The organism is Sphingopyxis sp. (assembly GCF_035250425.1).
Taxonomy (GTDB): domain Bacteria; phylum Pseudomonadota; class Alphaproteobacteria; order Sphingomonadales; family Sphingomonadaceae; genus Sphingopyxis.
Map to the genome: position 1 here is coordinate 1 of NZ_DATFFD010000001.1, position 4,961 is coordinate 4,961.

General features: G+C 63.4%; 4 protein-coding genes and 1 tRNA gene. 2 read left to right on the plus strand and 3 right to left on the minus strand.

Annotation, left to right across the window (positions count from 1 at the left end; genetic code table 11):
* Positions 1-11: 11 nt before the first annotated feature.
* From VJ811_RS00005 to VJ811_RS00015, 3 genes are all read right to left on the minus strand, one after another.
* Entirely contained in the window at positions 12-1,454 is a 1,443-nt protein-coding gene (locus VJ811_RS00005; RefSeq protein ID WP_324069956.1) for an NAD(P)-dependent oxidoreductase, read from the minus strand.
* Between the two features lie 159 nt (positions 1,455-1,613).
* Positions 1,614-2,414 carry an undecaprenyl-diphosphate phosphatase gene (locus VJ811_RS00010; protein ID WP_324069958.1) on the minus strand — a complete coding sequence of 267 codons (801 nt, stop codon included), beginning with the start codon at positions 2,412-2,414 and terminating at the stop codon, positions 1,614-1,616.
* Complete coding sequence (locus tag VJ811_RS00015; protein WP_324069960.1) at positions 2,414-3,352, minus strand: complex I NDUFA9 subunit family protein; 939 nt, start codon at positions 3,350-3,352, stop codon at positions 2,414-2,416. The genes VJ811_RS00010 and VJ811_RS00015 overlap by 1 nt, the downstream gene beginning before the upstream one ends.
* Before the next feature lie 202 nt (positions 3,353-3,554).
* Between VJ811_RS00015 and VJ811_RS00020 the strand changes: the two genes are divergently transcribed.
* Together VJ811_RS00020 and VJ811_RS00025 are read left to right on the plus strand one after the other, a co-directional pair.
* Positions 3,555-3,641 (plus strand) — tRNA-Leu (locus tag VJ811_RS00020).
* Positions 3,642-3,732: 91 nt separating this feature from the next.
* Positions 3,733-4,961 (plus strand): DUF6538 domain-containing protein (locus VJ811_RS00025; RefSeq protein WP_324069962.1); only part of this gene is annotated, 1,229 nt, incomplete at its 3' end.

A 4,961-nucleotide genomic window follows, 5' to 3' on the forward strand; every position in this document is an offset into this window, starting at 1 on the left:
TTCCCTGTTGGTCATGCTGCCTTCTTTTCGCTTTTCGCCTTGGCTTTCAACCACTTTGCCATCTGCTCGCTGACATCGCGGCCGTCGCGGATGCCCCAGACCACCAGACTGGCGCCGCGGACGATGTCGCCCGCTGCAAAAACCCCCGGCAAACTGGTCATCATCGTCTGGTGATCGACGCGCAGCGTGCCCCAGCGCGTGACCGACAGGTCGGGCGATCCGAACAGGTGCGGCAGCTCTTCGGGATCGAAGCCCAGCGCCTTGATCACCATGTCGGCGGGAACGTCGAACTTGCGGCCGGGGTCGGCCTCGGGGCTGCGGCGCCCGCTCGCGTCGGGGGCGCCGAGGCGCATTCCCGCGACCGCGACCTCTTTGACATGCTTGTCGGCGGTGAAGCTTTCGGGCGCCGAGAGCCAGACGAATTCGACGCCTTCCTCTTCGGCGTTCGCGACTTCGCGCTGCGACCCCGGCATATTCTCGCGGTCGCGGCGATAGAGGCATTTCACCGATTTGGCGCCCTGGCGCACCGCGGTGCGGACGCAGTCCATCGCGGTGTCGCCGCCGCCGATGACGACGACATGCTTGTCCTTGGCATCGAGGCGGCCGTCGTCGAACGCCGGAACCGCGTCGCCAAAGCTCTTGCGGTTCGATGCGATCAGATAGTCGAGCGCGGCGATCACGCCATCGGCGGTATTGCCGGGAACATTGATCTCGCGCGCCTTGTAGACGCCGGTCGCGATCAGAATCGCGTCATGCTTCTGCCGCAGCGCGTCGAGCGTCGCATCCTCGCCGACCGCAAAGCCGAGGTGGAAGTGAATGCCGCCCTCGACCAGCCGGTCGATGCGGCGCATCACGACCTCCTTCTCCAGCTTGAAGCCGGGGATGCCATAGGTGAGCAGCCCGCCGGCGCGATCGTGGCGGTCATAGACATGCACTTCATGCCCCGCGGCGCGCAGATATTCGGCCGCGGTCAGCCCCGCGGGCCCGGCGCCGATGACGCCGACCGACTGGCCGGTCGCGGCGCCCGCGTGCAGCGGCTCGACCCAGCCTTCGGCCCAGGCGGTGTCGGTGATATATTTCTCGACGCTGCCGATCGTCACCGCGCCATGGCCCGAAAATTCGATGACGCAATTGCCTTCGCACAGGCGGTCCTGCGGGCAGATGCGGCCGCAGATCTCGGGCATCGTCGAGGTCGCATTGCTGAGCTCATAGGCTTCGCGCAGCCGCCCCTCGGCGGTCAGGCGCAGCCAGTCGGGAATATGGTTGTGGAGCGGGCAGTGCACCGAGCAATAGGGCACGCCGCATTGCGAGCAGCGCGCCGCCTGCGCGTCGGCGTCGGGCGCAGCGTAGCGCTCGGCGATCTCGCGAAAGTCGCGCGCGCGTTCTTCGGCGGAGCGCTTGTCCGGATAGGATTGTTCACGTTCCACAAACTGGAGCATGCGATCGGAAGCCATGCAATAATCCCCTTCGTTGAGTGGGGAATTGCATGGCGGAAAACGGCCTGTCACGGCCAAATTGCGAGTTAGGACAGTATTGCTAACCTAAAATTGAGGTGAATTTGCATCAAAACTGGTTCGCGCAATTATCTTTCGTCAATTAATACCGTTTCGGCCCTATCTCATGCCGAGCCAGATCAGCGCGGCGACGCCCGCGATGATTCGATACCAGGCGAAGGGTGCGAAGCCGTACCGCGTCACGACCGCGAGGAAGCCCTTGATGACAGCCCAGGCGACGATAAATGAGACGAGCGAACCCACCGCGATCAGGCCGAGGTCGTTGCTCGTGATCGCGTCGCGATGCTTGAACAGCTGGAGCACCGTCGCGCCGGTGAGCGTCGGGAGCGCGAGGAAGAAGCTGAACTCGGCGGCGGTCTTGCGATCGACCCCGAAGGACATCGCGCCGAGGATCGTCGCGCCCGAGCGGCTGACGCCCGGGATCATCGCGATGCACTGGACCAGCCCGACGAGCATCGATTGCCGCGCCGACACATTCGCGACGCCGCCGACGTCTTTCGTCTTGGCGAAACGCTCGACGAGCAGGATGGCAAAGCCGCCGATGATCAGCGCCCAGGCGACGACGACGGCATTCTCGAGCAATAGCTCGATATAATCGCCGAAGGCGAGGCCGAGGATGACCGCCGGGAAAAAGGCGAGCAGCAGGTTGCGGACAAAGGTGATCGCGACGGGGTCACGGCGGAAAAAGCCGGTGAACATCTCCCAGAACAATTTCCGATAGAGGACGACGATCGCGAGGATCGCCCCCGGCTGGATCGCGATGTTGAAGATCGCCCAGCGCGCGGCGTCATAGCCGAGGAGTTCGGTCGCGAGGATGAGGTGCCCCGTCGAGGAGACGGGCAAAAACTCGGTCAAACCCTCGACGATGCCGAGGATGATTGCGGTCAGCCAGATACCCATTATCGCGAGGCGAGCTTGGCGAAACGACCATGACGGCGATATTGGACGAGCCAGCCCTCGGCGACCGAGGCGAGCGAGGTCGGCGTGATGCCAAGCTGGGCGAGGTCCGCCGCCCCCTCGGCAACGACATTGTCGCGCTGAAGCATCAGCCACTGATCCTTGGTGATCGGCGCGCCGGGCGCCCAGCCGAAGCCGCTCGCGAGCGCCGACGCGACGAAATCGGGCACATCGACGAACAGCGGGCTGCGGCCGGTCGCATCGGCGACCCAGCGGAGCAGTTCGCCCATCGTCAGCACTTGCGGCCCGCCAAGCTCGAATGTCTTGCCTGCGGCGTCGCTGCCGAGCGCCGCGACGACCGCATCGGCGACGTCGCCGACATAGACGGGCTGGAATTTCACCTTCGGCGCGATCACCGGGACGACCGGTGCCATGCGCATCATTGTGGCGAAGCGGTTGATGAAATGGTCTTCGCGGCCGAACAGGATCGATGGGCGCAGGATCGCGGCGTCGGCAAAGGCCGCGCGCACCGCCGCTTCGCCGTCGCCCTTGCTGCGGCCATAGGCCGAGGCGCTTTCGGAATCGGCGCCGATCGCCGAGACATGGACGAGCGTACCGGCGCCCGCCGCCTTCGCCGCGGCCGCGACATGACCCGCGCCGTCGGCCTGCACCGCCTGCATGTCGCCGAACGCCCCGACGAGGTTGATCACCGCATCGCTGCCCTGCACCGCGCGGAGGGCGCTGGCGGGATCGCGGACATCGCATGCCACGAATTGCGTCTGGCCGAGCCCGCCGAGCGGTTTCAGGAAGGTCGCGGCGCGGGGTTCGCGCTGCGCGACGCGGACGCGCGCGCCGCGTGCGAGCAGGCGCTGCACGACATAGCGGCCGAGGAAGCCGCCGCCGCCCAATACCGTGATCAATTGCCCGTCGAGTTTCTGCATGTCGTCCGCCTGTGATCGATTCTCTAGGATGGCGCGAGGCGCGCCGACGGCCTTCCCCATGCCGCGAAGCGGAGAGGGGAGCAAGGGGCGAGGACGGCATTATGACGCGAAACCGACGGCTTTGCGATAAAATGCACTCCGGCTCGTGCGATGCGGTTGACAAGCCGACATACGCGCCGCTAAGCGCCCGCTCCTACCCCGTGCCCAGATGGCGGAATTGGTAGACGCACCAGCTTCAGGTGCTGGCGATCGCAAGGTCGTGGAGGTTCGAGTCCTCTTCTGGGCACCATTTGTACTAGGGCTTTGAAAGCCTCGGGAAATATAGGAAATTTAGGGATTTTCACAACCGCCTAGTACAAACGTGCTAGGGAGCAATCGCTATGTGTACCTATCTCCACAAGGCTCCGAACGGGGTCTATTATTTCCGCATGGGCATCCCTGTGGAGCTTCGGTCCCGCTTCGACGGGAAGCGCGAAATTAAATTCAGTCTCGGAACAAAGGACCGGGATACCGCTAAGCGGCTAATCCCTGACCAGACCAAGGCAGCCCAGCGCCAGATTGAACAGGCGAGGGCATCAACCGTCCCAGCTCCTAAACCCGCCCCGGCTAGATCACCGGCCCAGCTTGCCCGTGACAGGCAGCGGTGGGAGTTCGATCAGGAACAGGAAGACCTTGCCTCTGAGGCGTACATAGATGCTGACCTAGAGATTGCTGAGCTTGAGCCGGTTATGGATGCCCTGAGCGCCGGACAGGTTCCTGATGCTGCACCGCAGGACGTTGCCCGCGCCGCTCAGCTAGCCCTTGCCCATGAAAGGGAGATGGCGGCAATCAGGATCGAGCAGGAAGCGAACAAGCGGATTGCCCGTATTGCTCCCCTCGTCCCCGGTGGGGCCATTCCTGAGCCGAAAGGGAAGGGCATCTATCTCGATACCGATATTATTGCCGGGTGGGCCGCTGAGCGCAATCCGTCTGCCAAGGGCAAGGCTGCCTATCTCAGTTCCGCCAACCTGTTCCATTCGATCATGGGCCGTAAGTCTGTCGAGCTAATCAGCAAGGCCGATGTCATGGCATACAAGCAACGGCTGATCGCGGACCCTTCCCGGTCGCAAGTCAATGTGCGGGACCATCTTGGATACCTCAGGACGTTGCTCGATTGGGCAGCGCAAGATGACAAGATAGAGGCCAACCCCGTCAAAAATGTTCGTATGCGGGTGACGGATAAGGGAGAGGCCCGGAAAGACTTTGACATAGATGACCTAACCGCCCTGCTAGCTGGCCCGGTTCATGCCAATGGCGAGCGGCCTAGTGGCTGTGGCGGAGAGGCTGCATACTGGCTGCCCTTGCTCGCCCTGTTCATGGGAGCAAGGCGAGAGGAGCTAGGCCAGTTGCGGGTTAGCGATGTCCGACAAGCTCCCTATGTGGACGGGGACGATAACCGGCAACAGGTATGGTGCATTGATATTACCGATACCCCGGATGACGGGGAAGGGCTGGCCAATCAGGTTAAGAACGCTGCCAGCCGCCGCCTTATCCCGCTGCACCCCAAGCTGATCGAGCTTGGATTTATCCGCTATGTGCAGGGTCTAGCCAATCAACAGGGCAGGGTGTT

Excerpts from the sequence above, each read along its gene's own strand:
- VJ811_RS00005 (WP_324069956.1), bottom strand. The coding sequence starts at position 1,454 with ATGGCTTCCGATCGCATGCTCCAGTTTGTGGAACGTGAACAATCCTAT.
- VJ811_RS00010 (WP_324069958.1), bottom strand. The coding sequence starts at position 2,414 with ATGGGTATCTGGCTGACCGCAATCATCCTCGGCATCGTCGAGGGTTTG.
- VJ811_RS00015 (WP_324069960.1), bottom strand. The coding sequence starts at position 3,352 with ATGCAGAAACTCGACGGGCAATTGATCACGGTATTGGGCGGCGGCGGC.